Origin of the sequence: Mesorhizobium sp. Cs1299R1N3, assembly GCF_037179625.1 — a bacterium.
Classification (GTDB): Bacteria; Pseudomonadota; Alphaproteobacteria; order Rhizobiales; family Rhizobiaceae; genus Mesorhizobium; species Mesorhizobium salmacidum.
Genome location: NZ_JAPYKQ010000004.1, coordinates 42005 through 67517 on the forward strand (window position 1 = coordinate 42005; position 25513 = coordinate 67517).

Consider the following 25513-nt stretch of genomic DNA (forward strand, 5'->3'; position numbering starts at 1 on the left):
GGCCGTAGAGAGAATCTCTCTATTGCGACGAGAGGGCAGTAGATCTCTCTGGTCTACGTCTACGCCGGCAACAGGTCCGCTATCGGCAGCGCGACATCATCCTTCACCGTCTTGATGACGATGTAGGTGAAGTAGCGGTCGATGCCGATCTCGCGATCGAGCAACCCGTCGACCAGCCGCTGATAGGCGTCGATGTCGCGTGCCATCACCTTCAACACATAGTCGACGCCGCCACCCACCGACCAGCAGGCGACGATCTCGGAGATGTCGCGGATGACGCGCTCGAAGCGGTCGAAATCGGCCTGGCGGTGGCTGGCTAGCGTCACCTCCATCAGCACGGTGGCGACCGGCGCCACGACGCGCATGGCGATCCTGGCGTGGTAGCCCGAAACGATGCCGGCCTTTTCGAGCTTGCGCAGCCGCATCCAGCACGGTGTTGGCGACAGCCCGACCTGCTCGGCCAGCGCCAGCTTGGTGATACGTCCGTCACGCTGGATGGCGTCGAGGATTTTAAGGTCGATCGCGTCGAGTTTCGCAGCAGTCATCAGCGCTCACTTTTTCGTCGATCGTACCATGACGGCGCATTATTTCGATTGTCAATTGCACTGATTTCGATCTCTAATAAGTCATGACATTGTGGCAACCCGATCCTACGCTCATCCGGCGGCCAGCCTATCAATCGTTGGCCGATCAGTTCGCGCGCGCCATCCATGACGGACGCCTTGCCAACGGTGCGCGGCTGCCGACGCATCGCAGGCTGGCGGACGATCTCAAGCTGTCAGTGCAGACCGTGAGCCGCGCCTACGAGGAATTGATCCGACGCGGCCTGATTTCGGGCGAGATCGGCCGTGGCAGCTTCGTCCAGACGCAGCGCCGCGAACCGGAGCCGCCTTATCTGCCCGAGCGCCTCGGCGAGGTCATCGACCTGTCGATTCTGAAACCGGTCTGCGAGCCGATGCACCTGGAGCGCATGAAGCAGGCGCTGGGCTGGCTCGCCGAAAACCTGCCCTCGAGTTCGGTACTGTCGTTCCGGCCAAACATGGTATTCCCGCGCCACCGCGCCGTGGCGGTCGAGTGGCTGAAACTGTGCGGCCTCGATGCCTCCCCGCAGAACATCAGCCTGACCAATGGCGCCACCGCCGGCATGACGGTGGCGCTGATGAGCGTGGCGCCGCCGGGCTCCACCGTCGCCACCGAGGCGATCGGCCATCACACGCTGGTGCCGCTCGCCCGTTATCTCGGCTTCAATCTCGAAGGCCTGCCGATTGACGGCAATGGCTTGATTCCGGAAGCGCTGGACGAGGCCTGCCGGCATTCCGACATTCGCGCCGTATTCGTCCAGCCTTCCGTCATAAATCCCACGGCAACGCTCATGGATGCGGCGCGCCGCGAGCAGATCGCGGTGGTGGCGCGCAAGCACGACATCGCAATTATCGAGAACGATGTGCTGGGTCCCCTGGTCGAGGATCGACCGCCGCCGGTCGCCGCTTTCGCACCGGAGCGGACGCTCTACGTCACCTCCTTCACCAAGATCACCGTGCCCGGCCTGCGCATCGGTTATCTCGCCGCGCCCGATCGTTACGTTGCGGCCGTCGCCAACCGGCATCTTGTCTCGAACTGGATGGCGACACCAATGGTGGCCGAGATCGCCACCAAATGGGTGACCGACGGTACCGCGATGGAGCTGGTGCGCTGGCAGCGCGCGGCGTTGCGTCGCCGGCAGGATATCGCTGACGAGGTACTCTCAGGCGTCGACTGCCGTGCCCGTCGCGACGGATTGCATATCTGGCTGCAACTGCCGGCCGACCGCTCCGAGGAGAGCTTTGTCGCCCAGGCCCGGTTGCAAGGTGTGGCCATTGCGCCGGGCACCTCCTTCCGCATTTCGGATGCGCCCTGGCATCCGGCGGTACGCATCTCGCTGGGTTCGACCACCGAGGGGGAACTGCGCGCCGGTCTCGGCGTTGTCACCAAGCTCTTGCTTGGCGATCCCGAGCATTTGCTGCTCGCAATCTAAGCATGCCCAAAAAGCCGGCTGTGCTTGACTGGAAAATGTGCGCAATCGGAATAATTGTCATGATATTATTTTCTCAATTGACATGATTTGGCGCGTTCCGCATCGTTAAGGGCACCAGCCTTCTCCAGCACGGGGAATTCATTTGTCCGCATCCGCACCCATCATCAAGGTCGACAGCATCTCGAAGAGCTTTGGCAGCTTCAAGGTCCTGGACGGCCTCTCGATGCAGGTCATGCCGCGCGAGAAGCTGGCGCTGATCGGCCCCTCCGGCTCGGGCAAGACGACGATCCTGCGCATCCTGATGACGCTGGAGCGCATCGATGGCGGTCACATCCAGATAGACGGCGAGCAGCTCTACCATATGGAGCGCAACGGCCAGCTGCTGCCGGCCGACGAGCGTCACCTGGCGCGGATGCGCCAGAAGACCGGCATGGTCTTCCAGCTGTTCAACCTGTTTCCGCACAAGAGCGTCATCGACAATGTGACGCTGGCGCCGATGCTGACCAAGGGAACGCCGCGCGCCGCTGCCGAGAAGCGGGCGATGGAACTGCTCGAGATGGTCGGCATGGCCGACAAGGCGAAGGCGATGCCGGCCCAATTATCCGGCGGCCAGAAGCAGCGCGTGGCGATCGCCCGCGCGCTCGCTTTGCAGCCGAAGATCATGCTGTTCGACGAGGTGACGTCGGCGCTCGACCCGGAACTGGTCGAGGAAGTGCTCAACGTCTTGTGGCGGCTCTGCGCCGAGACCGACATGACCATGCTGCTGGTCACGCACGAGATGGGTTTCGCCCACGACTTCGCCGACCGGGTGCTGTTCTTCGATCGCGGCCGCATAGTCGAGGAAGGCAAGCCAGACGAGATTTTCCGCAATCCCAAGCAGGAACGCACGCAAGGCTTCCTGAAGAAGATCATCGCGGCCGGACACCGTGTCTGACCGCATGCCAAAGGCGGCCAAGCCGTCTTGAAATCACGCAAACCAGGACAAGAACAAGGAGTTGGGAACAATGAAGAAACTTGGCATTCTCGCCGGCCTCGCACTGACTGCGGTGCTTGCGACATCAAGCGTGGGCTCGGCCGCGGACAAGAAGCTCGAACAACTCAAGGCGCAAGGGTTCGCACGCGTCGCTATCGCCAACGAGCCGCCCTATACGGCGGTCGCGGCCGACGGCAAGGTGTCTGGTGCCGCGCCCGACGTGGCGCGCGAAATCTTCAAGCGTCTCGGCGTCGGCGATATTGTTGCCTCCATTTCCGAATACGGCGCCATGATCCCCGGCCTGCAGGCCGGCCGCTTCGACGTCGTCACCGCCGGCCTGTTCATGAAGCCGGAGCGCTGCGCGGCGGTCGCCTATTCCGAGCCGGTTCTGTGCGACGCCGAGGCGATGCTGGTGAAGAAGGGAAATCCGAAAGGCTTCAAGAGCTACGAGGATGTCGCCAAGGACACGTCCGCCACCATCGGCGCGCCCGGCGGCGGCACCGAGGAGAAGCTGGCGCTCAACGCCGGCGTGCCGCGCGAGCGCGTCATCGTCGTGCCGGACGGCCAGAGCGGCCTGAAGATGGTGCAGGACGGCCGCATCGATGCCTATTCGCTGCCTGTGCTCTCGATCAATGATCTGATGAAGAAGGCCGCCGATCCGAACCTCGAAGTCATCGCTCCGGTGCAGGGCGCGCCGGTCTATTGCGACGGCGCCGCCTTCAAGAAGGGCGACGAGGCTCTGCGTGATGCCTATGATGTCGAACTGGCCAAGATGAAGAAGTCGGGTGAGTTCGCCAAGATCATCGAGCCCTACGGCTTCTCGGCGGCGGCGGCAATGTCGACGACGCGCGACAAGCTCTGCTCGGCGAAGTAGCGCGCGCTTTTCTTGCCTTCTCCCCGTAAACGGGAAGAAGGACCCTAGTACTACAAACGTTGGAACCTCAATGACCCAGTGGTCCGGCTATTTCGGCCTGATATTGCAGGGAGCGCTTGTCACCATCGAGCTGACGCTGATGGGGTCGGTGCTGGCCCTGATCATGGCCTTTCTCGCCGGCTTGGGGCGCCTGTCGCGCTTCTTCGCGCTGCGGGCCCTGGCGACGGCCTATATCGAATTCTTCCGCGGCACATCGATCTTCGTGCAGCTGTTCTTCGCCTATTTCGTGTTGCCCCTGCTGGGTTTCGAGCTGACCCCATTGCAGGCCGGCGTATTGGCGCTGGGCTTGAATGTCGGAGCCTATGCCGCGGAGGTGGTGCGCGGCGCCGTGCAATCGATCGGCCGCGAACAGCATGAGGCCTGCATCGCGCTCAATCTGGGCCGCTGGCAAGGCATGCGCCACGTCATCCTGCCGCAGGCGTTTTTGGTGATGCTGCCGACCTTCGGCAACAATGCCATCGAGCTGCTGAAGGCGACATCGGTCGTCTCGCTGATCTCGCTTGCCGACCTCACTTTCCAGGCACAGGTGGTGCGCGCCCAGACGGGCAACACCATGGTGCCGTTCACCACCATTCTTCTCATCTATTTCGTCCTGGCGCTGCTCATCTCGTGGGGTGTGCGCTCGCTGGAACGCCGCATGGCGCGCGGCCTCGACGGGGTGCGGGTCTGATGGCCGGAGCATTCCTGATGAATTGGGTTCGCTGATGGATTGGGATTGGGATTTTGTCCGGCAGATCCTGCCGACCCTGATCCAGGGGGTGAAGATCACCATCCTGGCGACGCTGCTCGGCTCGGTGCTGGCGGCGATTGTCGGCTTGGGCATCGCGCTGGCGCGCCGCTCGCCCAACAAGGCGGTGTCGCGTACCGTCGGCTGGGTGGCCGAATTCATCCGCGGCACACCGCTCCTGGTGCAGCTCTATTTCATATTCTATGTGCTGCCCGACATCGGCATCCTGCTGCCGCCCCTGGTCGCCGGCGTCATAGGGCTCGGCCTGCACTACGGCACCTACACGGCGGAGGTCTACCGCGCCGGCATCGACAATGTGCCGCGTGGTCAGTGGGAAGCCGCCAAGGCCTGCAATCTCAGCGCCCGGCAGACCTGGACGCATATCATCATCCCGCAGGCCATTCCGCCGATGATCCCGGCATTGGCCAACTACTTCATCGCCATGTTCAAGGAGACGCCGCTGCTCTCGGCGATCACCGTTCTGGAACTGATGAACCAGGCAAAAAGCGTCGCCAACACCTATTATCGCTACCTCGAGCCGATCACGTTGGTCGGTGCCTTCTTCCTCGCCATCAGCCTGATTTCGGTCGTGCTGCTGCGCTGGCTGGAACGCCGCTATGGCAAGATCGAAAGATAAAAGATGAAGCCTTTGCCCGAGATCAAGCTTGTGCCCAACCGGCCAGCGCTCGATGAGCGTCCGCTGGAGCGGCGCGTCGGCCTCATCATCCTGGCCACCGACCATACGACCGAGCCGGATTTTCGCCGCATGGTGGCGAGCGAACGGATCGGCGTCTATGTCGCGCGCATCCCCTATGCCAATCCGACGACGCCTGAGAATCTGCGCAAGATGCAGCCGGCGTTGACGGCGGGTGCGGCCTTGATCCTGCCGGACGAGCCGCTCGACGCCATCTGCTATTCCTGCACGTCGGCCTCGGTGGTGATTGGCGATGGAGAGGTCGAGGCTGCGATCCAGGCCGCCAAGCCAGGCGTGCCCGTCGTCACGCCAACAATGGCCGGCGTGCGCGCGCTGAACGCGTTCGGCGTGCGCAGGATCAGCATCCTCACGCCCTATACCATGGAAACCTCCCGGCCGATGGCGACCTATTTCGCCGGACGTGGCTTCGAAATCCTAAGCTTTAGCTGCCTCGGCTTCGAGGACGACCGCGAGATGGCGCGCATTGCTCCGGCAGCGCTTGTCGATCTCGCGCGCCAGGCGATGCACCCGCAGGCCGATGCGCTGTTCGTGTCCTGCACGGCGCTGCGCGGCGCGCTCGTGGTCACCGGCATGGAAGAGGCGATCGGCCGCCCGGTGGTGACCAGCAACCAGGCGACCGCCTGGAACTGTCTGCGCCTTTGCAGCGACGAGACAGCCCATCCCGAATTCGGCCGTCTGATGACGCTGCCCCTGCCGCGCGACTGACGATCATGGCAACAGTAACCCTTGGCGATATCCGCGCCGCATGTGAGCGAATTGCAGGCAAGGTCGAGCGCACTTCGATCGTGCTTTCGGCGAGTCTCTCCGAACGGCTGGGCGTCCCGGTTCATCTCAAGCTCGAGCACCGCCAGACCACCGGCAGCTTCAAGTTGCGCGGCGCTTCGAACGCCGTCGCTTCGCTGGATGCCGAGGAGAAGGCGCGCGGCGTCGTCGCGGCATCGACCGGCAATCATGGCCGCGCGCTTGCCCATGCGGCGAAGCTCGAGCGTATGCGCGCGGTTATCTGCATGTCGCGGTTGGTACCCCAGAATAAGCTCGACGAAATCCGCCGCCTCGGCGCGGAAATCCGTATTGTCGGCAACAGCCAGGACGATGCCCAGCAGGAGGTCGAGCGCCTGGTGGCGGAGGAGGGGCTGGTGATGCTGCCACCCTTCGACCATCCCGCGATCATCGCCGGGCAAGGCACGCTCGGGCTGGAGATGATGGAGCAGGTCCCGGATGCCGCTCTGGTGCTGGTGCAACTCTCCGGAGGTGGGTTGGCTTCCGGTGTCGCCGCCGCCATCAAGGGCGTTCGTCCCGGGACAAAAGTCATCGGCATCTCGATGGCGCGCGGCGCCGCGATGAAGGCGAGCCTCGATGCCGGCCATCCCGTGCTGGTCGAGGAACTGCCGACGCTGGCGGATTCGCTCGGTGGCGGCATCGGCCTCGACAACCGGCTGACCTTCGCCATGTGCCGCGACCTGCTCGATGATGTCGTCCTGCTCAGTGAGGACGAGATCGCCGCCGGCATTCGCCATGGCTATGAACAGGAACGCGAGATCGTCGAAGGAGCAGGTGCGGTAGGCATCGCGGCGCTGCTCGCTGGCAAAGTCAAGGCGGAGGGGCCAGTGGTGGTTCTGCTTTCCGGCCGCAACATCGACATGGAACTGCACAGGAAGATCGTCTGTGGGGAGATACCATCGATTTCGGAGCGCGCCGCATGAGCAGGATGACCATCCTCACCGAAGCTGAACTGCGCACAATCGTGACGCTCGATCTCGATGCCGTCGCCTGCGTCGAGAATGCCTTTCGCGCGCTTGCCACGCTGCCGGTGGCGATGCCGCCGATCCTGCGGCTCGATATTCCGCAGCATCGCGGCGAGGTTGATGTGAAGACCGCCTATGTGCCTGGTATCGATGGCTTCGCCATCAAGATCAGCCCCGGCTTCTTCGACAATCCCAAGCTCGGCCTGCCCAGCGTAAACGGCATGATGGTGCTTTTGTCAGCCAGAACCGGCCTGGTCGAAGCCTTGCTGCTCGACAACGGCTATCTCACCGACGTCCGTACCGCGGCTGCGGGAGCAGTCGCGGCCAAACACCTGTCACGGCCGGACTCATCCGTCGCCGCGATCTTCGGCGCCGGGGTCCAGGCAGGGCTGCAGTTGGAAGCGCTGATGCTGGTGCGGCCGATCACGCAGGCGCGCATCTGGGCGCGCGATGCCGCCAAGGCGGAGACTGCCGCGGCTACCTTGCGCGAAAGGCTCGGCATCGACGTGCGCGCCGAACCCGACGCGGCCAATGCTGTTGCCGGCGCCGACATCGTCGTCACCACCACGCCGTCGACCGAACCACTGATCAAAGCCGGGTTTGTCTCGGCCGGCCAGCATATCACCGCCATGGGCTCCGACGCCGAGCACAAGAACGAGATCGCGCCGGCGATCCTGCGCATGGCTGATCTCTATGTCGCCGACAGCGCGAAGCAGACGCGGCGGCTGGGTGAATTGCACCATGCCATCGCGGCAGGCGTGATGGCCGCTGACACGGATGTGACCGAGCTCGGCCAGATCATCGCCGGCGCGAAGCATGGCCGGCGCTCGGCCAGCGACATCACCATCGCCGATCTTACCGGCACCGGCGTGCAGGATACGGCGATCGCCACGCTCGCCCGCGACCGCGCGCTGGCCGCGAAAGCCGGAACGATCTTCGAAAGCTGATGCCGGCCGCAGGAGCATGATCCGGAAAAAGGGGCGACCGGTTTTCCCGGCAGATCATGCTCCGACAAAAAGAATTACCTGGAGCCGGATTCAACGAAGTTGAAACGGGCTCCAGCCCCAAAAAAACGAGGACCAACACTATGCAGCCGAACCTGAAATTCTCGCGAAGCGAATATGCGGAACGCCTCGCCAAGACGCGGAGAGCCATGGAGGCGAAGGGCGTCGATCTTTTGATCGTCAGCGATCCCTCCAACATGGCCTGGCTGACCGGCTATGATGGCTGGTCGTTTTACGTCCACCAGGCGGTCATCGTGCCGCCGTCGGGCGAGCCGGTCTGGTATGGCCGTGGCCAGGACGCCAACGGCGCCAAGCGTACCGCCTATCTCGCCCATGACAACATCGTCGGCTACGCCGACCATTATGTGCAGTCGACCGAGCGCCATCCGATGGATTTCCTGTCCAGCGTGCTGACCGATCGCGGCTGGGGCAAGCTCACCGTCGGCGTCGAGATGGACAATTACTGGTTCTCCGCCGCCGCCTTCGCCTCTTTGCAGCAGCATCTGCCCAACGCCCGTTTCGTCGACGCCACCGCGCTGGTCAACTGGCAGCGCGCGGTGAAGAGCCCGACCGAAATCGACTATATGCGCAAGGCCGCCCGCATCGTCGAGGCGATGCACCAGCGCATCGTCGACAAGATCGAAGTCGGCATGCGCAAATGCGATCTGGTCGCTGAGATCTACGATGCCGGCACGCGCGGCGTCGACGGCATCGGCGGCGATTATCCCGCGATCGTTCCGCTGCTGCCGTCGGGCGCGGACGCCTCGGCGCCGCATCTGACCTGGGACGACAAGCCGATGAAGCGGGGCGAGGGCACGTTCTTCGAGATCGCCGGCTGCTACAACAGGTACCATTGCCCGCTGTCGCGCACCGTCTTTCTCGGCAAACCAACGCAGGAATTCCTCGATGCCGAGAAGGCGACGCTGGAAGGCATGGAAGCAGGTCTTGCCGCCGCCAGGCCGGGCAACACATGCGAGGATATCGCCAACGCCTTCTTTGCCGTCCTGAAGAAATACGGCATCGTCAAGGACAACCGCACCGGTTATCCGATCGGTATTTCCTATCCGCCGGACTGGGGCGAACGCACGATGAGCCTGCGTCCCGGCGATCGCACCGAGCTCAAGCCCGGCATGACTTTCCATTTCATGACCGGCCTCTGGCTGGAGACAATGGGACTGGAGATCACCGAGTCCATCCTGATCACCGAAACCGGTGTGGAGTGCCTGGCCAATGTGCCGCGCAAGCTGGTGGTGACGGATTGAGCCCGATGTCCAGTCTTCGCCCGTCGCCGATCGCGCCGACTGTCGATTTCGATCGCGGCGGCGTCCAGCATGGTTTCCTGCGCCTGCCCCATAGCCGCGACGACTCGGCCTGGGGCTCGGTGATGATCCCGATCTGCGTCATCCGCAACGGCAAGGGGCCGACGGCGCTGCTGACCGGCGGCAATCATGGCGACGAGTATGAAGGGCCGCTGGCGCTCTACGAACTCGCCAGGACGCTCGATCCCGACCAGGTCAGCGGCACTGTGATCATCGTGCCGGCGATGAACTATCCGGCCTTTAGGGCCGGCACGCGCACCTCGCCGATCGACCAGGGTAACATGAACCGCAGCTTTCCCGGCCGGCCCGACGGCACGGTGACGCAGAAGATCGCCGATTATTTCCAACGCGAGCTGCTTCCCCGCGCCGACATCGTCTTCGACTTCCATTCCGGTGGCAAAACGCTGGATTTCGTGCCGTTCTGCGCCGCCCATACCTTGCCCGACAAGGCGCTGGAGCAGAAAGCCTTTGCCGCGGTGGCGGCATTCTCGGCACCGTTCTCGATGCGCATGACCGAGATCGATGCAATCGGCATGTATGACACGGCGGCCGAAGAAATGGGCAAGGTCTTCGTCACCACCGAGCTCGGCGGCGGCGGCACTTCGCGAGCCGAGACGGTGCGGATCGCCCGGCGCGGCATCCTCAACGTGTTGCGTCATGCCGGTATCGTCGCCGGCGCGGTCGAAACGGGCAAAACCCAGTGGCTGGACATGCCCTCGGGAGATTGCTTCTGCTTCGCCGAGGACGACGGCATGATCGAAACCATGGTCGATCTCGGCGAGCCCGTCGAAGCGGGCGCGTTACTGGCGCGTATCCATTCCACCGGCCGCACCGGCGTTGCTCCGCAGGATATCCGGGCGAAAATGTCGGGCATGCTGGCGGCGCGGCATTTTCCTGGCCTGGTCAAGGCTGGCGACTGCGCCGCGGTGGTCGCCGTGAAGGTCGATTGACTGATGTGATTTCCCCGCCCGGACCATGCCGGGCGGACGCCGCTGCCAGAGGACCGGTTCGCTGCTGCTTGGTCTGGAGCGAATCACCGCCTGCCACCGGTTCGTAGGAATTGGGCGGAGTTTCAGCCCTGCGCCGGCTTGCGTTCGACGATGTAGATGTGGTCGGCCGCCAGCACCACCTCGCCACGCTGGTTGATCACCTCGCAGCGCTCGATCACCCGCCCCGAGGTGGGCCGCTTGGGGTCGTCCTCCTTGGCCGCGATGGTGGTGCGCGTGCGGATCGTGTCGCCGATGAACACCGGCTTGATGAAGCGCAGCCGGTCATAGCCATAGGAAAAGGCGACAGGGTTGACCACGTTCGCCGTCAGCCCGATGCCGACCGAGAACACCAGCGTGCCATGCGCGATGCGCTGGCCGAACGGCGTCGTCTTCATGAACTCGGCGTCCATGTGGTGCGGGAAGAAATCGCCGGTGTGTCCGGCATGGACGATGAAGTCGGTCTCGGTGATCGTGCGGCCGCTGGTCAGCCGCGTCGAGCCGATCTCGTAGTCTTCGAAATAGGTGATCTGTTCCATGTCCTGCCTTACGGCTTTTCGGCCAGCGGCGTCGCCGGCGCCGCGCTCGATTTATAGGCGGCTTCCACCAGCGCCATGGTGGTCCAGGCGTCCTCGACCGAGCTGATCAGTTCATCGTCTTCGCCTGCGGCAAAGCGCTGGACATTGGCCATACGCCCGACAAAGGCGTCGGGAAACCATTCGCCGACCAAAGGCACGGCAATCCAATCGGTCCCGCCTTTTGGATAGATCTCCAGAATGTCCGGCTCGCCACGAGGATAGTCGAGGTTGAGGCCGAGCTTGAGATAAGCGGCACCTTCCGTGCCGCAGATGCGGAACTCGCAGGCCTGATGCCGGCGTCCGAACTTGTGGTCGTGGTTGATCGATAGCGCGCAACGCACCGTGTCGCCATAGTCGAGAATGGCGCTGGTGCGCGTCTGCGCCACCTTGTGGTTGGGATGGCCGAGTGTCTTGGCGTGGACGCCCCTGGGGTCGCCGAGCAATTGCCGGATCAGGTCGAGATAATGGATCGAATGCATGGCGATCTCGACGCGCGGCGCCTTGAGCAGGAATTCCCACAATTGCCACGGCGTCGCCAGCGCCAGCCAGGCGTCGAAGTCGACGACCTCGCCGAGCCAGCCCTTGGCGATCGCGTCCTTCAGCGCCAGCATCATCGGCGCGAAGCGAAGCTGGAAATTCACGGCCGCTTTGAGGTTCTTGGCGCGACATATCTCGAGGATTTCGGTTGCCTCGCCGAGATAGTTGCCCATCGGCTTCTGGATCAGCGCGAACGCACCGTCGGGCAGGACCTTCAGGATCTCGGCATGCCGCCCCGGTGGTGTTGCCAGATCGAAGATCGCGTCCTTCACTTCAGCGGCCTCTTCCACCGAGCGGAACGCCGTCACGCTCCATCTATGGGCCAGGGCCTGCGCCTTGGCCTGGTCCGGATCGTAGAGGCCTGCGATCGGAAATGCCGCCTTCCGGTAAGCCGGAAAATGCGCGTCGCCGACGATAGATCCGGCACCGAAGGTGACGATCGGCCGGGGTTTTGAGGGTTTTGGCCAGGACTGGATGAGCGAGGCGGGGTCGAAACCGGGCTCAGTCATTGTGGAAGACTTCATCCATCGAAGCCCACCACTCACCTTCCTTGCGGGTTGCAAGCGGCTCTTGGCAGGGCACGCAGACGGACCACCATTCCTGCGTCTTCGGGTCGGCCGCCATCTTGGCCATATCGGCCGCGTAGTCGGTGCCGTGATATTCGTAATAGGAAAACAACAGGTTCTCCGGTCGCTTCAGGTAGATCGAATAATTCTTGATGTTGCAGGCCGAGATCATGGTCAGCACATCCGGCCAGACAGCGGCATGGAGGCGGACATATTCCTCGACCTTTTCCGGCTTCAGCCCCAGAACCATTCCCATCCGCTGCATGTTCGTTCCCCTATTTCGTGATCGCCGTGGTGAATTCGGCGATGCTCATGGCCTTGACCGCGTCCCAGTCCCAATCGATGCCGACACCGGGCTCGTCGGGTGCCAGCGCATGCCCATCCTCGATGCGCATGTGCCTGCCGGTCAACTGGTCGAGTTGCGGAATGTACTCGACATACCTGCCGTTCTGAACAGCACAGGTCAGGCTGACATGCAATTCCATCAGGAAATGCGGGCAGACCGGAATGTCGAAGGCTTCCGCCGCATGGGCGATCTTGAGCCAGGGGGTGATGCCGCCGATGCGGCCGACATCGACCTGCACGACCGAGCAGGCGCCTTTCTGCATGTATTCGCGGAAATGGCGCATGGAATAGAGCGATTCGCCAACCGCGATCGGCGTCGGCGTCGCGCTCGACAACCTGATATGTCCGTCGATGTCGTCGGCCGGCAGCGGCTCCTCGATCCAGGCGAGATCGAGTTCGCGCAACCTCGCCGCACGCCGGATCGCCTCGTCCACCGAGAAGCCCTGATTGGCGTCGGTCATGATCTCGTAGCCGTCGCCGACCGCCTTTCGCACCGCCGACAGGCGCGCGAGATCCTCAGACCCATGCGGCCTGCCGATCTTCACCTTCGAGCCACGAAATCCCTTCGCCTTGGCGGCCAGCGCATCGTCGACCAGCGCCTGCGTATCGATATGCAGCCAGCCGCCTTCGGTCGTGTAGAGCGGGCAGCGGTCCTTGGCGCCACCGGCGAGCTTCCACAACGGCAGGTTCTGTTTCTTCGCCCTGAGGTCCCATAGTGCGATGTCGATTGCCGCGATGGCGATCGCCGTGATCGCACCGATCGTGGTGGCGTGGGTAGCGAATTCGAGATCGTGCCAGATCGCCTCGATCATATCAGGATCGCGGCCGATCAGGCGCGGCACCAGGTGGTCGGACAGGAGCCGCATCACCGACGAACCGCCGGTGCCGATCGTGTAGCTGTAACCGGTGCCGACCGCGCCATCGGAATCGGTGATCGTCACGATAGGCGTTTCCTGGCTGACGAAGCTCTGGATGGCGTCGGTGCGCTTGACCTTGGGCACAAGGTCGACCATCCGCAGTTCGATTTTCTCGATCCTTGCCATGTCGGTCAGCTCCGCAATGTCTTTCCGGTCTCGGCGGCAAACAGATGCGCCTGCGACAGGTCGAGGCTCATGGCGACGCGCTCTCCGGATCTCAGCGGGCGGGGGTTCAGCATGCGCGACACCCAATCGCTGCCGTTGAACTCGACGAACACCAGCGTCTCGTTGCCGAGCGGTTCGGTGACGGTGATCGGCAATTCGATCTGGTGCACGTCGGCGGAACTTCCCGAACTGATGCCATGGCCGGTCGGGTAGATGTCGTCGGGTCGCAGCCCGAACACGACCTTGTCGCCGTTGGCGACATTGGCCTTGAACTGGCTGGGCAGCGGCAGCTTGGCGCCGCTGGCGAAAGCCAGCTGGCCGTCGTCTATCGTGGCCTCATGCAGGTTCATAGGCGGAGAGCCGATGAAGCCGGCGACAAAGCGTGTCGCCGGGCGCCGGAAAACCTCGTCTGGCGTGCCGACCTGTTCGATGTAGCCGTCGCGCATGATGACGATGCGGTCGGCAAGCGTCATCGCCTCGACCTGGTCGTGGGTGACGTAGATCACCGTCGATTGGACCTTTGCATGCAGCTTCTTGATCTCGGTGCGCATCTGCGTGCGAAGCTTGGCATCGAGATTGGAAAGCGGCTCGTCGAACAGGAAGACATCGGGGTCGCGCACGATGGCGCGGCCCATGGCGACGCGCTGGCGTTGTCCGCCGGAGAGTTGCGACGGGCGGCGGTCGAGCAAAGTATCGAGCCCGAGGATGGCTGAAGCCTCGGCGACACGGGTGTCCATATCCTCCTTGGCGGCACCGGCGATCTTCAGCGAGAAGCCGAGATTTTCGCGCACCGTCATATGCGGGTAGAGCGCATAGGACTGGAACACCATCGAGATGTTGCGCGAGCGCGGCGGCAGGTCGTTGACGACGCGCCCGCCGATCTCGATCGAGCCGGCGCTGATCTCTTCCAGCCCGGCGATCATGCGCAACGTCGTCGACTTGCCGCAGCCTGACGGGCCGACCAGCGCGATGAATTCGCGGTCCGTGATGTCGAGGTCGATGCCATGCACGATCTGGATATTGCCGTAGCGCTTGGTCAGCTTTTTGAGGGAAACCGTTGCCATTGGATCAGCCTTTCACCGCGCCGGAGGTCAGGCCGCCGACAAGGTGTTTCTGGACGATGAAAGTGAGGGTGAGCGCCGGGATGATCATCACAACGGCGAGCGCGCACATGCCACGCCAGTCGATGGTGAACTCGGCCGTGTAGTCGAGCAGGCCGACCGGCAGCGTCTTGGCGCTGACCGAGCGGGTCAGTTGGGAAGCCAGCGCGAACTCGTTCCAGCAGGTCAGGAAGGCGAAGATCGCCGCCGACGCAATGCCCGGTCCGGCGAGTGGGAATTCCACCTGCCAGAAGGCCTGCCAGCGCGTGCAGCCGTCGATTTGTGCTGCTTCCGCGAGGTCCTTCGGCACCTGGCGGAAGAAGCCGTCGATCAGCCAGATGGTGAACGGCACGTTGAGTGCGACATAGGCGAGGATCAGCCCGAAATGCGTGTCGATGATGCCGAGCCGCACATAGAGGAAGAACAGTGGCAGCGACAGCGCGATGCCCGGCACCGTGCGCGTCAGCATCAGGCCGAGGAAGACGCTCGACTTGCCGCGGAAGCGGTAGCGCGCGAAGGCATAGCCACCGGCCATGCCGATGGCGACCGCGATAACCGTCGAGGTCACCGAGATGATCAGCGAGTTGCGGAAATATTCGATGACAGGGATGCCGCCCTTGCCGATGCCTGAGAACATCGCGACATAGGCATCGAACGAAATGTCCTGCGGGATCCACACAGGCGGCTTGGCCATGATCTCGACCGTCGGCCGCAGCGACGACAGCACGATCCAGAGGCCGGGCAGGCAGATCGTCAGCATCGCCACGAATAAGCCGATGCGATAGACGATATCAAGCAGCCGGCGCTTGAGGCGGGCGGAAGAATTCTCGTCCATCTTCACCACCCCGCCCTTCACCACTCGGCACCGATCTGCGTGCGCGCCGCGGCGAGCTTGTTGAAGAAGTAGACTGTGAAGGCGATCGACAGCAGGATCGAGAAATAGGCCATGGCGTTGGCCATTCCCATGCGTCCGTCGCTATAGGCGGTGCGCGCCACCAGCGTCCAAAGCAGTTCGGTGCGGCCGGCCGGTCCGCCATCGGTCATGATCTTGACGATGTCATAGGCGCGCGCCACATCGAGCGAGCGGATGGTCATGGCGATGTAGGCGAAGGGCATGACGAACGGCCACGTCACATAACGGAATGTCTGCCACGGCGTGCAGCCATCGACGCGAGCCGCCTCGATTGGTTCCTTGGGCATGGCGAGCAGCCCCGCCAAGATCAGGATGGCGAAGATCGCCGTCGACGACCAGATCTCGGCGACTGAAATGGCGATGAAGGCGAGATGGCCCTCGATCAGCCACGGGATGGCGTCGCTGGTGATGCCGAGCGACTGCAGCGCGTTGTTCACCAGGCCGATATTGTCGTTGAACATGAACTTGAACTGAAAGCCGACGAGGATCGGCGAGAACATCATCGGAAACATCATCAGCGTGCGCAGGATGCGCTGGCCGCGTGTCGCCTTCTCGACCAGCATGGCGAGGCCGAGGCCAAGCAGCATTTCAAGATTGAGCGCGATCGTCAGCAGCAGAACCGTGCGCCCGAACGCCCACCAGAAATCGATATTGACCAGGATCGAAAGATAGTTCCGCAAGCCGATGAAGGCGAAAAACGTCTCGGGCTTGGTCAGCCGGAAAGGCGTGAAGCTGGAATAGAGCGAGAGAAGCAACGGCACCACCACGACCGCCGCCAGCACGATGAACGCCGGAAGCAGCAGCAGGAATGGTGCGGATGGCTTGAAGCCCTTCATCGGGGTCCTTTGGTATCTCGCATGCAATTTTGGGGCCGGGGCCTGACCGGTGAATGGACAGCACCGGCAAGACGCGATCGCCTCCCCATTGACAGTGGGGGAGGCGGTCTTGGGAACAATGCCTAGAGTTTGCCGGCATCCTGCAGGATCTGCGTCGCCTTGGCGGCGGCTTCATCCAGTGCCTGCTTGGAGGTCTTGTCGCCGAGGATAGCGGCCTGCAACTCGGGATAGACGGCGTTCGAGATCTCGATCCACTCGGGCGTCTGCGGCACGGCAAAGGCGTGCTTGGCTTCTTCCTGGAAAGCCGACAGAACCTCCTTCTTGTAAGGATCGTTCGCGGCCTGCTGCAGGTCCCAATCCCAGACCGAGGTGCGCGTTGGCAGCGGGCCGGCGGCGGCCTCGAGCTTCTGACTGTCCTCGTTGGTCAGCCACCATACGAGCGACGCGGCGGCTTCCTTGTTCGGGCAATTCTCGGTCACCGAGAAACCATGGAAGCCCGACCAGCCGGTGCGCACTCCAGCGGAGCCTTTCGGCGCGACCTTGACGCCGACATTGCCGGCGACCTTCGACGACTTCGGGTCGTTGAAGAATCCGGCCCAGCCCGGCCAATCCAGATTGATGGCGACGGTGCCCGAAGCAAAGCCCTGGCCGAGATCGTCCCAAAGGTAGTTGGTGGTTCCAGCCGGCACGGCCTTGGCCTTGTAGAGGTTGACGAACCAGTCGAGCGCCCGGATGCCGGCCTCGGAATTGAAGACCGGCTTGCCGTCCTTGTCGAGATATTCGCCGCCCTCGGCGACGACCATTTCGTAGAAGCGGCCGTTGATCGCCTCTTCCTTGCCGGCGAATTGCGTGCCGTAGAAATTGGGTGGGTTGGCGAAGAACTCGGCCTGGTCGGTGACTTCCTTCCAGGTGTCCGGCGGCACCAGGTCGTAGCCGTATTTGGCCTTGAATTTGGTCTTGTTGTCGGCGTTTTCATACAGGCTCTTCTGGTAGTAGAGCGCCGAAACGTCGAACTGCGCACGCGGCAGCATCTCCAGCTTGCCGTCGATGGTTGCCGCCTTGATCGTCGACGGCACGAAGCCGTCGATCTCCGACTTTGGCAGGAGCTTGCTGAGATCAGTGTAGAGGCCGGTGTACTGCGGCGCGAAGGAGGAATGGTTCCAGCCGACGCACCAGTTGGTGCTGCCCGAGGCGATGTCGGACTTGAGCTCTTTGTCGATGTCGAAGCCGTTCTTCTTGGTCAGGATATTGACCTTGGCGCCGGTCGCCTTCTCCCATTCCGGGATGCGCTCGTAGAGCTTTTCATATTGCTGGCCGCCGATCAGCTTTATGTCGACGGTCACGCCTTCGAACTTGCCGGGCAGGTCGCCGGCAAGGGCAGCACCCGCGCCAAATGCGAGTGCCAATGCGCCGGCGGACACGCCGGAAAGCAGTCTGTTCATTGATATCCTCCCTTGGTGCGCCTCAGCGGCGACCGCAACTCGTCTGATGACAAGAAGTCCTACATTCATATACAAACAAAACATTCATGGATACGTCAAGGCGAAATTTGTTTCCGCCAGCCGCGTTCCTGCGTATATGAAAAGCTGAATTCACTGGAGGGACGAGCCATGGACGACAGCGAAGACGAGCGCTACCGCGCGCCGGCGCTCGACAAGGGGCTCGACATCCTCGAACTGCTGGCTGGCGTCGACGGCGGCTTGACGCAGGCGGAAATCGCCAAGAAACTCGACCGCAGCCCCAATGAATTTTATCGCATGCTGGACCGGCTGGTGCGGCGTGGCTACGTCACGCGGCTGGACGGAGACCGCTATTCGCTGACGCTCAAGCTGTTTGGCCTGGCGCAATTGCACGCGCCGGTGCGACGGCTGGTTTCCTATGCGACGCCGCTGATGCGCGAGTTGGCCGAGACCTCGCAGCAAGCCAACCAACTCGTTGTTTTTGATCGCGGTTCCGCTGTCGTGATCGGCCAGCAGGAGGCGCCGAACTACTGGGGGATTTCGATCCGTGTCGGCTCCCACATTAGCCTGTTCGATACCGGTTCAGGCCACGTCCTGCTCGCCTTCCGTTCGCCGGAAGAGCGGCAGATGATGATCTCGGAGCATGTCCGCAGCACCGACAAGACCGCGCAGCCGGCCGAGTTCTTCGCCCGTCTCGACCAGATCCGCGACCGCGGCTACGAGATGATGGCTTCCATGCAGACCGCAGGTGTCTTCAACCTCTCCGCCCCGGTGCGCGGTTCCGACGGCAAGGCCATAGCGGCGCTGTCGATCCCCTACATCACCGTGGTCAACGCGCCGTCAGCGCCCGATATCACCCGCACCATCGAGTTGTTGCTGGCAACCTGCGAAAAGCTGTCGCACCTGGCAGGGTCGGCCGTCGGTTCATCGGCATGAATTCTTATTTGAATGAAGAATTCCCCCGTGAGATGATCTGAGAAAGCCAGCGGAGGAGCATCGTCATGATCATCGATACCCATTTGCATCTCATCGATCGCTCGGTGCTGCGCTATCCCTGGCTTGCCGGCGAGCCAGCACTGAACCGCGATTTCTCCTATGAGGAATACGCGGTGGAGGCCCAACGTGTAGGCATCGGGTGCGTGCTGCATATGGAGGTGGATGTCGACCCGGCTGACATCGAGGCGGAAACCGCCCGTGTCGAGGGCCTGTCGCGGCAAGCGGGCAGCATGCTCACCGGGGCGATTGCATCTTGCCGTCCCGAGGAGGCGGATTTCCCTGCCAATCTTGAACGCCAGCGGGCAAATCCCTTCGTCAAAGGCTTTCGCCGTGTCCTCCACGTCGTGCCGGACCATCTTTCGGAAGGCGCATTGTTCCGTGACAACATCAAGCGGCTTGGCGGCACGGGCCTGACCTTCGACCTCGTCGTACTGCCGCATCAGATCCCCAAGGCGATGGCGCTCGCCGATCTGGCTCCCGATGTCCAGTTCGTGCTCGACCATTGCGGCGTCCCGGACATCAAGGGCAATGCCGAGCATCCCTGGCGTGAACACATGAGCGAGATCGCGCGGCGTCCGAACGTGATGGCCAAGGTCTCCGGGGTGGTCGCCTATGCGGACTCCGGCAGTTGGACGGTCGAGACACTCCGGCCTTACGTCGAACACACCATCAATTCATTCGGCTGGGACCGTGTTGTCTGGGGCAGCGACTGGCCGGTCTGTACGCTTGGTGGTGGTCTCTCGACCTGGGTGGCGGCGACATATGCGCTGCTTGCCGGCTGCAGTGTCTCGGAACGCGACAAGCTGTTGTCGGGTAACGCCCGAAAGCTGTGGCGGTTGAAGTAAGGATCCAGTTCAGGTCCCCTCAGATGGCAGCCTGCGTACTGGCCCGGAACAGGTTGATGAGATCGGCGACGACCTGACCGGCCGGGTGGCCGGAGGTCAGGCCGGAATTGATGCGGTCGGATGCCGCCTGCTGGAACGCCATGTAGCCGTCACGGCGCGGCCGCACCCAGGCGCCCTCCAGCGTCGCGCGCGTGTCCCGATAGAAATTACCGGTCGCTTCATTGACCGTCTGGTCTTCCCAGGCAGCCGCATGGCCCGGCTGGCCGCCGCCGGCAGCATAGATGCCGCGCTGGACATCGCCACTGGCGATCCAGTAGGCGAAATCGATCGCGGCGTCTTTCGCCTTGGAAAAGGCCGAGACCGCAATGCCTGTGCCGCCGAGCGCCGAGCCGATTGGGGCATTGGAACCAATGACCGGGATATCGGCAAAGGCCAGCCTGTTCGCGCGAAAACCCGACGCCGCATAAGAGACATAGCCATAGATCAGCGGCGCGCAGACGATGCGGGAGCCGGCCTCGGCCATGCGCTCCGAGATGGCGATCGGATCCATGTCGAAGCAGGTGGGGTCGACCAGCGCCGCGATCTCTCGCATCGTCTCGAAGACTTCGCAGCCCATCTCGACGTCGATAAGATCGCCCGACGGATCGGTCGCGCAGGGATGCCCGAGATTGCCGGCCAGCGTGTAGAATGTCATCAGGCAATGCGGTGGCCGCAGTGGCAGCAACACGCGGCCCTGCCGGGCGACAGCGAGCATCTCGCTCCACGTCGCTGCCGGCGCATCGAGCGCGTCCGGCCGCCAGGCCTGCACCTGCGCCGCCGCGTCGATCGGAAACGCCCATTGCCGGCCCTGCCAGGTGTAACTCGGATAGGATTGGCCGACGCTGCCCGAGGCAAGCGCGGCGCGCTGCGCCTCGCGGCCGGTGACGTCGAGGGGCTCAAGACAGCGCTCCGCCGTGATCTGGCCGACATGCGGATGGTCGATGACGATCAAATCATAGGCGCGCGCCAGCTCCTCGACCGGATAGGATTCGAAATCCTGCAGCGAACGCTTGTCCCACTCGATCGCAACGCCGGTTTTCTGCTCCCACAGGGATGAACACGCGATCATCGGATCATAGCCGCGCGGGTGGCTCCAGGTCATGCCCCTGAGTGTGGGCTTAAGGAAGCGCGTGCTCACAGGCCGAACTCCTCGCGGATTTTCGCACTGTGCTCGCCGATGCGCGGCGCCGCGCGGTCAACCTTGGCTCTGATCCCATCAACCCTGAGCGGTGAACTGGTGGTCAGGATCGAGACGTCATCCTCACGCGTCACCGTCTGCAGCATGTCGAGCGACTGGAAACCCTGGCTTGCCAGCATCTCCGGCCAGTTCAACACCTTGGCGCACCAGATGTCGGCCGGCTCCAGGATACCAAGCCATTCGTCGATGGTCCTGGTGGCGATCCTCTGGGCGATGATTGCCTTGATATCGTCGCGCGCGGTGAACCAGGATGCCGGCTTGTCGCGATAGGGGGCCAACTCGCTGAGCGACAAGAGGTCGGCGAGCTTGGGGATAGGCGTCATGGCGATGGCGAGATATCCGTCCTTGGCCGGATAGACACCATAAGGCGCGGAGAGATAGGCATGCGCGCTGCGGAAACTTGAGCGTCTGGGCAGGCGACGACCGTCATTGAGATGCGTGGTCAGCACCTCGAACTGAAAGTCGACCAGCGCTTCCAGAAGGCTGGTCTCGATATGGCTTCCCTGACCGGTGATGCCGCGCCGCACCAGTGCTGCCAGGATGCCTTGCGCGCAGGCCGCACCCGCCAGCATGTCGCCGATGGCGAGCCCGAACGGCACCGGCCCCTGGTCTTCGTCGCCGTTCAACCACATCACGCCGGAGCGCGATTGCGCCAGAAGATCCTGGCCCGGGCGCTTCACCCACGGACCCTCCTCGCCATAGCCGCTGATCGAGGCATAGACCAGGCGCGGGTTGATCTGGCGGACGGCCTCGTAGTCGAGGCCAAGGCGTTCGATGACGCCGGGCCGGAAATTCTGGATCAGCACATCGGCCTTGGCCAGCAGCCCGCGCAATACCTTGAGGTCCGCCTCCTTCTTCAAATCGATGGCGAGGCTTTCCTTGGCCCGGTTGATGGCATGAAAGATCGTCGAATCGCCGCCGATCTCGGTGTCGCTGAGATAGAGCCGGCGCGACAGATCGCCTCCGTCAGGACGCTCGATCTTGATGACGCGGGCGCCGAGATCGAGCAGCCTGAGCGAGCAGTACGGCCCGGACAGGAATTGGCTCATGTCGACGACGACGAGGCCGGCCAGCGGCAATTCGGCTGCTGCCGGCATCTCTATTTCTCCGTCTTGCCGACGAAATCGGCAGGGTTGCGGTACTTCACCGTCTGCAGATGCTCGCAATAGAGCACCAGCTCGCCTTCGCCCTTGAACACCTCGTAGCTGGCGCGGATCAGCCCCATCTCCTTATAGCGGGGCTTCTTGTCGAGGTTGGAACGGATCGAATAGATCGTGTCGCCGATGAAGACGGGCTTTATGAAGCGGAGCTTGTCATAGCCGTAGGAGAAGGCGTTGACGCAGTTGGTGGCGACCAGCCCCAGCCCAGCCGAAAAGACGAACGCGCCGGCGATCAGCCTCTTGCCGAAAATGCCTTCGCTCTCGGCGAACATCTGGTCCTGCACGTAAGGGTGGATGTCGAGCACCAGCGTGTTGAAGAGATGGCTGTCGCCTTCCGCCATGGTGCGTCGCAACGAACGGATCTTCTGGCCGACGGGCCAATCTTCGTAGAACCAGTTCTCGGCGTTCCACACCGGTAGCGCGGCATGATCGGCAGGCATATTCTTGGGGTACGTCGAGGCAACGCCGACGGTTGGCGCGAAATCGTTCATGGCTCAATCCACCGGTCTCGCGAGAGCGCCCGGGCAACCATTCGAGCACGCATCGAAGCGCCTGATTGCACGATGTCTCCTCCCCGCCAATCTTCTTTTGTAAATACTATTTTCACATATGGGGCTATGTTGCAAGCGAGGACAGGCGAAATTTTGGCCGGTTTTTTGCGCGCGGAAGCGCGGACAGGGCAGGAGCAAATCATGCGCGGTGCCTGGAATGGCCTGTCTGGTGTTTGTCGGCAACCTGAACCGGAAGGCGCCTTATTTTCACGGCGCCGGCGGTGCTGTCTCCGCCATCGAGATCAGCACGCCGATGTCCGTCAAGATCGTGGCTTGATCGCCAGTAAACTCGCCAGGCTCAAGCCTCTTGTATCGCCGAGAGCTTCCAGTTCGAGCCGCTCTGACGCGTGAACGTCCACAACTCGGTCGTCTCGGTGGGGTGGCCCTCGTCGCCCTCGACGACCTTGCCGCTCGCCCGTTCGCGCATCACGTCGCGCGACTCATATCGCAATGCGGCGGTGGCGTAGTCGCGGTCATCCTCGCGCCAGCTTTCCGCGATGTCGGCCTGCAGCAGGGTGACATCGGACACTTCGTTCCTGAGACCTTTCTGGGCATTGTCGGCCAGTTCTTCCGACAGGTAGGACACCATCTCGGGCGTCACCGACCGGCGCAATGCGGCATGGTCTTCGCGGCCGAATGCTTCCTGGACCTCGGTCAACAACTGCTGGAAGGCGTCGAGGTCGGTCTGGGCCAGCGTGATCTCCTCGGAGCGGGTGGCCTCATAGCCTCCGCCCGAACCGCCGCCAAAGCCGGGAATGGTGAAGGAGCCCGCGGTTCCCGTCTCCTGCTGTGCCGTTGCGCGGTTCTCAAACCGCGAAGCTTGGGCATTGCCCATGCCGGCGAGCGCGGGCGCGGGGCCACGCGCGGACTGCGACCGGAAGAACCTGATGGCCAGCATGATCGCGCCACCGATGAGCAGGGCCTGGAGCAGGAATCCGAACATGCCGGCGAGGCCGCCGAAACCTTGGCCCACGAGCAGTCCGATCAGGCCGCCGAGCAGCAGGCCGCGCATCATCGTTCCGCCGAAGCCGCTCATGAAGCCGGGTCTCTGCGGGCCGGCCTGCGGCTGCCGGGCTGCATTGTTCACGCCGGTATTGGGTGTCATCGAACGCTCGACCGGCGCGGTCGGCGCCGGCGCGGTCCGGGTCGGCGGTGCCGATTGGAAGGTGCGCGCGCCACGACTGCCGAAGCTGCCGCCGCGCCGCGCCTCGGCATGATCGATCGCGACCATGGAGAAGGCGAGGAACAGGCCGGCAAAGAGGGTAGCGATTCGGCTTGTACGGGAAATCATCTGATAGAACCTTATCGATGTCGTTTCGGAAAATTTCAGCAAGGCGCTGGCCCGGGTCGCGGGCGTCATGCCGTCAATCGAACAGCTCTTCGAAGAATGACTTCTTTCGCTTCGGATAGCGTTGGCCATGCGAGCGGGAATAGTCGTCATCGCGGTCCCGGCTGTGTTGCGGCTGGGCAAATGGCGCGGGCTGCGCTTGTGGCGCGGGCGACGCATCCCTGCCGGAACGTTCGATGATCTTGTCGAGTTCGCCACGATCAAGCCAGACGCCGCGGCACTGCGGACAGTAGTCGATCTCGATCCCCTGGCGTTCGCTCATCACGAGGGCGACGCGGCAGGAGGGGCAGACCATACCAAGGAGAGATGATGTCATCAGGGGCTCCTAACCAGAAAGGAATGAGCCCGCTCGACCGAAAGGAATGGAAACGGGCCCGTTGAAGCGGTCCGACATCACGGTCGCCAAAAGCGACAGTCAGAGGGGCCCGGCCCGCATTCGGGATTTAGGAATGCGGGACGGCGCCTTCAAGGGGCAATATTGCCGGTGAGAATGATTGCTGCTCAAACGGTGACGACGATCTTGCCGAACTGTTCGTTCGATTCGAGATGGCGATGCGCCTCGACGATCTGGTCGAATGGAAACGTTCTGTCGATGATCGGCCTCAGCGTGCCGTCCTCAAGCCCTTCGAGGATGAACGCCTTGGCAGCCTCCAACTTCTCCGGATTGCCGGTGATCTCGTGGACGAGATAGCCGCGCAACGTCAGCGTCTTGCCCAGTACCGCAGGCAACGGAAACGGTGTCGGGTCGCTGCTGAGGCCGCCATATTCGATCAGAATGCCGCCTTTCGACATGGCCGCCGTCAGCGGTTCGAAGATCGGGCCGCCGACTGCATCGAGCACGACGCGCACGCCTTCCTGCCCAGCGATCCCACTCAGCCGCATGGCAAGATCTTCGTCTGCGAGGACCACGACTTCAGCCGCTCCAGCGTCAAGCAGGGCCTGTTTCTTTGCGGATGTCCGCGTCACCGCGATCGCTGTCGCGCCAACCCTGTTGGCGATCTGGATCGCGGCAAGTCCGACGCTGCTCGAGGCCGCGGTGATGATAACGGCATCTCCACTGTTCAACCTGGCGAAATCGATCAGGGCGCCGTAGGCAGTGAGGTACTGCATCCAAACCGCCGCCGCGGTTTGCCAGTCGAGGGACGGCGGATGTTTGACGATGAGCCCGGCGGGGAAAGTGACAAGCTCACCGTAGGTCGGCCAGCGGACCATCGATTGCGGCGGGACGACACTGACCGCGTCACCGGGCGCCAGCCCTGTCACGCCTTCGCCAATTGCCTCGATGACGCCTGCCACTTCCAGCCCAAGCCCGGAAGGGAGGGCGGGTGTTTCGATATAGCTGCCCGCGCGCAGCAGCGCCTCGGCGCGGTTGAGGCCGAATGCCCTGACGCGGATCTGAACCTCGCCCTGGCCCGGTGGGGGCAGGTCGACCTTCTCGATGCGCAGGACCTCGGGACCACCATGCTGGTGAAAGCGGACTACACGGGTCATTCGGCCAACTCCAAATTATCTGAACCAAATGAGCTATGATGCGAAGCCTGT

Annotated in this window: 27 protein-coding genes; 12 read left to right on the plus strand and 15 right to left on the minus strand. The window is 63.0% G+C overall.

What is annotated here, in order from left to right:
• Positions 1 to 59 precede the first annotated feature (59 nt).
• Positions 60 to 545, minus strand: coding sequence for an Lrp/AsnC family transcriptional regulator (locus tag O7B34_RS11345; protein ID WP_337146166.1), 486 nt, complete (start codon positions 543 to 545; stop codon positions 60 to 62).
• Between the two features lie 83 nt (positions 546 to 628).
• On the opposite strand from O7B34_RS11345, the gene ehuR reads away from it, so the two are divergent.
• The 10 genes from ehuR (at position 629) to doeB (ending at position 10381) form a co-directional block, all read left to right on the plus strand.
• Positions 629 to 2014, plus strand: coding sequence for a MocR-like ectoine utilization transcription factor EhuR (gene ehuR, locus O7B34_RS11350; RefSeq protein WP_337146167.1), 1386 nt, complete (start codon positions 629 to 631; stop codon positions 2012 to 2014).
• A gap of 142 nt (positions 2015 to 2156) precedes the next feature.
• Positions 2157 to 2948 (plus strand): ectoine/hydroxyectoine ABC transporter ATP-binding protein EhuA, encoded by a 792-nt coding sequence (gene ehuA, locus O7B34_RS11355; protein WP_027145205.1) that lies wholly within the window; start codon positions 2157 to 2159, stop codon positions 2946 to 2948.
• Between the two features lie 70 nt (positions 2949 to 3018).
• Positions 3019 to 3861, plus strand: coding sequence for an ectoine/hydroxyectoine ABC transporter substrate-binding protein EhuB (gene ehuB / locus O7B34_RS11360; protein WP_337146168.1), 843 nt, complete (start codon positions 3019 to 3021; stop codon positions 3859 to 3861).
• 70 nt (positions 3862 to 3931) lie between these two features.
• Positions 3932 to 4591, plus strand: a complete 660-nt coding sequence (ehuC, locus tag O7B34_RS11365) for an ectoine/hydroxyectoine ABC transporter permease subunit EhuC (protein WP_337141340.1) — start codon at positions 3932 to 3934, stop codon at positions 4589 to 4591.
• Positions 4592 to 4625: 34 nt separating this feature from the next.
• Positions 4626 to 5285 carry an ectoine/hydroxyectoine ABC transporter permease subunit EhuD gene (gene ehuD / locus O7B34_RS11370; protein WP_140505765.1) on the plus strand — a complete coding sequence of 220 codons (660 nt, stop codon included), beginning with the start codon at positions 4626 to 4628 and terminating at the stop codon, positions 5283 to 5285.
• 3 nt (positions 5286 to 5288) lie between these two features.
• Positions 5289 to 6068: an ectoine utilization protein EutA gene (eutA, locus tag O7B34_RS11375; protein WP_337146169.1), complete on the plus strand. Its 780-nt coding sequence runs from the start codon at positions 5289 to 5291 to the stop codon at positions 6066 to 6068.
• A gap of 5 nt (positions 6069 to 6073) precedes the next feature.
• Positions 6074 to 7066, plus strand: a complete 993-nt coding sequence (eutB, locus tag O7B34_RS11380; protein ID WP_337146170.1) for a hydroxyectoine utilization dehydratase EutB — start codon at positions 6074 to 6076, stop codon at positions 7064 to 7066.
• Positions 7063 to 8055: an ectoine utilization protein EutC gene (gene eutC, locus O7B34_RS11385; RefSeq protein ID WP_337146171.1), complete on the plus strand. Its 993-nt coding sequence runs from the start codon at positions 7063 to 7065 to the stop codon at positions 8053 to 8055. The genes eutB and eutC overlap by 4 nt, the downstream gene beginning before the upstream one ends.
• A gap of 140 nt (positions 8056 to 8195) precedes the next feature.
• Positions 8196 to 9374 carry an ectoine hydrolase DoeA gene (gene doeA / locus O7B34_RS11390; RefSeq protein WP_337146172.1) on the plus strand — a complete coding sequence of 393 codons (1179 nt, stop codon included), beginning with the start codon at positions 8196 to 8198 and terminating at the stop codon, positions 9372 to 9374.
• A 5-nt stretch (positions 9375 to 9379) separates the two neighbouring features.
• Positions 9380 to 10381, plus strand: a complete 1002-nt coding sequence (doeB, locus tag O7B34_RS11395) for a N(2)-acetyl-L-2,4-diaminobutanoate deacetylase DoeB (protein WP_337146173.1) — start codon at positions 9380 to 9382, stop codon at positions 10379 to 10381.
• A gap of 122 nt (positions 10382 to 10503) precedes the next feature.
• Here doeB and O7B34_RS11400 read toward each other — a convergent pair whose 3' ends face one another.
• From O7B34_RS11400 to O7B34_RS11435, 8 genes are all read right to left on the minus strand, one after another.
• Positions 10504 to 10956, minus strand: coding sequence for a MaoC/PaaZ C-terminal domain-containing protein (locus tag O7B34_RS11400; protein WP_337106686.1), 453 nt, complete (start codon positions 10954 to 10956; stop codon positions 10504 to 10506).
• Between the two features lie 8 nt (positions 10957 to 10964).
• A complete protein-coding gene (locus O7B34_RS11405) occupies positions 10965 to 12041 on the minus strand; it encodes a Gfo/Idh/MocA family protein (protein ID WP_337146174.1) in 1077 nt (358 codons plus the stop codon).
• Positions 12034 to 12363 carry an L-rhamnose mutarotase gene (locus O7B34_RS11410; protein ID WP_337146175.1) on the minus strand — a complete coding sequence of 110 codons (330 nt, stop codon included), beginning with the start codon at positions 12361 to 12363 and terminating at the stop codon, positions 12034 to 12036. Before O7B34_RS11410 ends, O7B34_RS11405 begins: the two co-directional genes overlap by 8 nt.
• Before the next feature lie 10 nt (positions 12364 to 12373).
• A complete protein-coding gene (locus O7B34_RS11415) occupies positions 12374 to 13486 on the minus strand; it encodes a mandelate racemase/muconate lactonizing enzyme family protein (RefSeq protein ID WP_337146176.1) in 1113 nt (370 codons plus the stop codon).
• A gap of 5 nt (positions 13487 to 13491) precedes the next feature.
• On the minus strand, positions 13492 to 14589 hold the full coding sequence (locus O7B34_RS11420) for an ABC transporter ATP-binding protein (protein WP_337146177.1): 1098 nt from the start codon (positions 14587 to 14589) through the stop codon (positions 13492 to 13494).
• A gap of 4 nt (positions 14590 to 14593) precedes the next feature.
• Positions 14594 to 15460: a carbohydrate ABC transporter permease gene (locus tag O7B34_RS11425; RefSeq protein WP_337106681.1), complete on the minus strand. Its 867-nt coding sequence runs from the start codon at positions 15458 to 15460 to the stop codon at positions 14594 to 14596.
• A gap of 17 nt (positions 15461 to 15477) precedes the next feature.
• Positions 15478 to 16374 carry a carbohydrate ABC transporter permease gene (locus tag O7B34_RS11430; protein ID WP_337146178.1) on the minus strand — a complete coding sequence of 299 codons (897 nt, stop codon included), beginning with the start codon at positions 16372 to 16374 and terminating at the stop codon, positions 15478 to 15480.
• Positions 16375 to 16496: 122 nt separating this feature from the next.
• Positions 16497 to 17816, minus strand: coding sequence for an ABC transporter substrate-binding protein (locus O7B34_RS11435; protein ID WP_337146179.1), 1320 nt, complete (start codon positions 17814 to 17816; stop codon positions 16497 to 16499).
• Between the two features lie 168 nt (positions 17817 to 17984).
• Here O7B34_RS11435 and O7B34_RS11440 point away from each other — a divergent pair, with 168 nt between their 5' ends.
• A complete protein-coding gene (locus tag O7B34_RS11440; RefSeq protein WP_023771193.1) occupies positions 17985 to 18770 on the plus strand; it encodes an IclR family transcriptional regulator in 786 nt (261 codons plus the stop codon).
• A gap of 65 nt (positions 18771 to 18835) precedes the next feature.
• The gene (locus O7B34_RS11445; protein ID WP_337146180.1) at positions 18836 to 19675 is read left to right on the plus strand and encodes an amidohydrolase family protein; all 840 of its coding nucleotides are present in this window, start codon (positions 18836 to 18838) and stop codon (positions 19673 to 19675) included.
• A 19-nt stretch (positions 19676 to 19694) separates the two neighbouring features.
• On the opposite strand, the gene O7B34_RS11450 is transcribed toward O7B34_RS11445, so the two are convergent.
• The 6 genes from O7B34_RS11450 to O7B34_RS11475 all read right to left on the minus strand — a co-directional run bounded on the left by O7B34_RS11450 (position 19695) and on the right by O7B34_RS11475 (position 25462).
• The gene (locus O7B34_RS11450; protein ID WP_337146412.1) at positions 19695 to 20816 is read right to left on the minus strand and encodes an extracellular solute-binding protein; all 1122 of its coding nucleotides are present in this window, start codon (positions 20814 to 20816) and stop codon (positions 19695 to 19697) included.
• Between the two features lie 32 nt (positions 20817 to 20848).
• Positions 20849 to 22009 (minus strand): CaiB/BaiF CoA transferase family protein, encoded by a 1161-nt coding sequence (locus O7B34_RS11455; RefSeq protein WP_337146181.1) that lies wholly within the window; start codon positions 22007 to 22009, stop codon positions 20849 to 20851.
• 2 nt (positions 22010 to 22011) lie between these two features.
• Positions 22012 to 22563, minus strand: a complete 552-nt coding sequence (locus O7B34_RS11460) for a MaoC family dehydratase (protein WP_337146182.1) — start codon at positions 22561 to 22563, stop codon at positions 22012 to 22014.
• A gap of 358 nt (positions 22564 to 22921) precedes the next feature.
• Entirely contained in the window at positions 22922 to 23914 is a 993-nt protein-coding gene (locus O7B34_RS11465; protein WP_337146183.1) for a Tim44 domain-containing protein, read from the minus strand.
• A 73-nt stretch (positions 23915 to 23987) separates the two neighbouring features.
• A complete protein-coding gene (locus O7B34_RS11470) occupies positions 23988 to 24287 on the minus strand; it encodes a TFIIB-type zinc ribbon-containing protein (RefSeq protein WP_027145106.1) in 300 nt (99 codons plus the stop codon).
• Positions 24288 to 24472: 185 nt separating this feature from the next.
• A complete protein-coding gene (locus O7B34_RS11475; protein WP_337146184.1) occupies positions 24473 to 25462 on the minus strand; it encodes a zinc-dependent alcohol dehydrogenase family protein in 990 nt (329 codons plus the stop codon).
• Positions 25463 to 25513: the final 51 nt, after the last annotated feature.